This is a genomic window from Neorhizobium sp. BETTINA12A, assembly GCF_023006485.1.
GTDB lineage: Bacteria > Pseudomonadota > Alphaproteobacteria > Rhizobiales > Rhizobiaceae > Neorhizobium.
Genome location: NZ_JALBGW010000284.1, coordinates 1 through 3,221, shown reverse-complemented (window position 1 = coordinate 3,221; position 3,221 = coordinate 1). Strand labels below are relative to the sequence as shown.

Here is a 3,221-nt window from a genome sequence, read left to right as displayed (position 1 = left end):
CGGGCTGAAGACCGGGCCGGCCGCTGCCGCCGACGCGATTGCTGCGGTCGACGCGATCGGCATTGGTTCGCGCGAGGAATTCCACGCGGCGCTGTCGGCCGTCTTCGTCAAGCGTCATGAGGACCAGCCTGTCTTCGACGAAGCGTTTCGCCTGTTCTGGCGCTCCCGCGATCTGGTCGGCAAGATGATCGCGATGATGTCGCCGAAGGCTGCCGACAATCGCGAACGGGAAAAGCAGAAGGCCGGCGCGACACGTGTGAGCGAGGCCCTCACGGCCGACCAGCCGGAGACCCCGAGCCGCAAGAAGCCGCCGGAGGTCGAAGTCGACTCGCGCTTCACGACCTCCGCCGGCGAAATCCTCAAGCGGATGGATTTCGCCCAGATGAGCGCGGCCGAACTGGCGGAGGCCCGGCGTGAACTGGTCAAGCTCGCTCTGCCGCTGGACAAGGTGGCGACACGCCGGTTCCGGTCGTTCAATCATCCGCCCAGGATCGACCCGCGCGCCACCATGCGCCAGGCGATGAAGAGCGGCGGCGATCTTATTCTGCCGCGGTTCCGCGAGCGCAAGACCGCGCCGCCGCCACTCGTGGTGCTTGCCGATATTTCCGGTTCGATGAGCCAGTACACCCGGATCTTCCTGCATTTCCTGCATGCACTGACCGAAAAGCGCACCCGGGTGCACACCTTCCTGTTCGGCACGCGGCTGACCAACGTCACCCGCCAGATGCGCCGCCGCGATCCGGACGAGGCGCTGTCGGGCTGCACGGACGCGGTGCGCGACTGGTCGGGCGGCACGCGGATCGGCGCGACGCTTGCCGAATTCAACCGGCTCTGGTCGCGCCGCGTGCTGGGGCAGGGCGCTGTCGTTCTGTTGATCACCGACGGCCTCGAGCGGGAGGGCGTCGAGGAGCTGGCGCAGGAAATGGACAGGCTGCACCGGTCCTGCCGTCGTCTGATCTGGTTGAACCCGCTGTTGCGGTTCGATGGTTTCGAGGCACGGGCACGCGGTGTGCGCGCCATGCTGCCGCATGTGGACGAGTTTCGTGCCGTCCACAATCTGCAGTCGCTGGCCGATCTGGCGACGGCATTGTCGGATGACCATGCAAAGACCGCGGACCCGCGGCGCTATTTGAACAGGAGGAGGGTCGCATGACTGTTTCCGAAATTCTGGACCCGCTGCTGACCGCCGAGAGCTGGAAGCAGGCCGGCCGTGACGTGGCGATCGCAACGGTGATCGAGACCTGGGGCTCCGCGCCACGCCCGACAGGCAGCCATCTCGTCATCGATGGCGAGGGTAATTTCGAAGGCTCCGTCTCCGGCGGCTGCGTCGAAGGCGCTGTTATCACGGAGGCGCTTGACGTCATCGAGAGCGGCGCCCCGAAAATGCTGGAGTTCGGCGTTGCCGACGAGACCGCATGGCGGGTCGGCCTGTCCTGCGGCGGCCGGATCCGCGTCTATGTGGAAAGGCTCGGCTGATGCAGCTCGAAGCACTGACGAAGCTCAACGCCGCCCGGCGTTCGCGCAGGGCTGCCGTGGTTGTAACCGACCTCGCCGGCGACCACGTGCAGGTCATCCTGGAGGGCGAACCCGTATCCGGTTTGCTCGGGGAGGAAACTGCAAAAGCGTTTCGCAACGGCAAGGCGGGAACGGTCGAGCTCGAAGGACAGTCGCTGTTCCTCAATGTCCATCTGCCGCCGCCGCGCATCGTGGTGATCGGTGCCGTGCATATCAGCCAGGCGCTCGCGCGGCTGGCCCCGGTCGCCGGATACGACCTGACGATCATCGATCCGCGCACGGCTTTTGCGACGGAAGAACGTTTCGAGGGCGTCGAATTGGTCGCCGACTGGCCTGAAGACGTGTTGAAGGACCGCCCGCTCGACGCCTATACGGCACTGGCGGCCGTTACTCATGATCCGAAGATCGACGATTTCCCGCTCTCCGAAGCGCTGCGGGTCGGGTGCTTTTACGTCGGCGCGCTCGGCAGCCGGAAAACCCATGCGAAACGTGTGGAGCGGCTGAAGGAAATGGGCCGCACCGACAACGAGATCGGCCGTATAGCCGCTCCGATCGGTCTCGACATCGGGGCCGCGAGCCCGGCCGAGATCGCGCTCGCCACGCTTGCCCAGATCGTCCAGGCCTTTCGCCGACGTGATCTCGTCACTGCCGGGTGACGCCATGAGATACGGAACGTTTGCACTCGGCGAGGCAGAAGGCGCAGTGCTTGCGCACAGTATCAGACTGCCGGCCGGCCGCATCTCGAAAGGGCACATGCTGTCGCAGGAGGATATCGTCCGGCTTTCGGAAGAAGGCATCGACTCCGTCGTCGCGGTGCGGCTCGATCCCGGCGACATGCTGGAGGACGCCGCCGCCCAGGCAATTGCCGGTGCGATCGTCCCGGACAATCTGCGTTTCTCGGAGGCAACCACCGGCCGCGTCAACATCTATGCCAAGGTCGACGGCCTTTTTGTCGCCGACAAGAGGATAGTCGACACGCTGAACCGCATCGACCCGGCGATCACGCTCGCCTGTCTTGCCGATCATGTGGCGGTGCGCGCCGGCGACATGGTGGCGACCGTCAAGATCATCCCGCTCGCCGTCGGTGGGGCAAAGGTCGCGGAAGCCGTGGCACTGCTGGCAGACTCGATCGCCTTCGAGGTAAAAGCCTTCAGTCCCCGTGCGGTGACCCTGGTCGCGACCGAGCTTCCTTCGCTGAAAGTGTCTGTCATGGATCGGACCGCCAAGCTGCTGGAGCAGAGGCTTGCTCTATCCGGTAGCCGGCTAATAAAAGAGATCCGCATCCCCCATTCCGCCGAACGCCTTACCGAGGTTCTTCAACAGCTGCGGCCGGAGGAAATTAATGAGCCGGCTATGATTATCGTCTTCGGCGCCTCGGCTGTGGCCGATCCTGACGATGTCATTCCCGCCGCCATCCGCCGCGCGGGCGGAGAGGTCGATCAGGTCGGCATGCCCGTCGACCCCGGCAATCTCTTGGTTCTCGGGCGGATCGGCAATGTCCCGGTGCTGGGTGCGCCGGGCTGCGCCCGCTCGCCGAAGGAAAACGGTTTCGACTGGGTGCTGAACCGGCTGATGGCCGGCGAAACGCCGACCTCCTTCGATATTACGGGCATGGGCGTCGGCGGGCTGCTGATGGAAATTCCGACGCGCCCGCGCCCGCGCGATGCCACGTCGGAAAAGGCAGCGAGCCTTTCGGTCGGCGCCCT

Annotated in this window: 4 protein-coding genes; all 4 read left to right on the top strand. The window is 65.3% G+C overall.

The genetic code is table 11. The features are described from left to right. Nucleotides 1–1,153: VWA domain-containing protein (locus MOV61_RS29295; RefSeq protein WP_247139099.1), on the top strand; the 1,153-nt coding region annotated here is incomplete at its 5' end. Further along, nucleotides 1,150–1,476, top strand: a complete 327-nt coding sequence (locus MOV61_RS29290) for an XdhC family protein (RefSeq protein WP_247139098.1) — start codon at nucleotides 1,150–1,152, stop codon at nucleotides 1,474–1,476. The genes MOV61_RS29295 and MOV61_RS29290, both read left to right, overlap by 4 nt. After that, nucleotides 1,476–2,171 (top strand): XdhC family protein, encoded by a 696-nt coding sequence (locus MOV61_RS29285; RefSeq protein WP_247139097.1) that lies wholly within the window; start codon nucleotides 1,476–1,478, stop codon nucleotides 2,169–2,171. The genes MOV61_RS29290 and MOV61_RS29285 overlap by 1 nt, the downstream gene beginning before the upstream one ends. A gap of 4 nt (nucleotides 2,172–2,175) precedes the next feature. Beyond that, nucleotides 2,176–3,221: molybdopterin-binding protein (locus MOV61_RS29280; RefSeq protein WP_247139096.1), on the top strand; the 1,046-nt coding region annotated here is incomplete at its 3' end.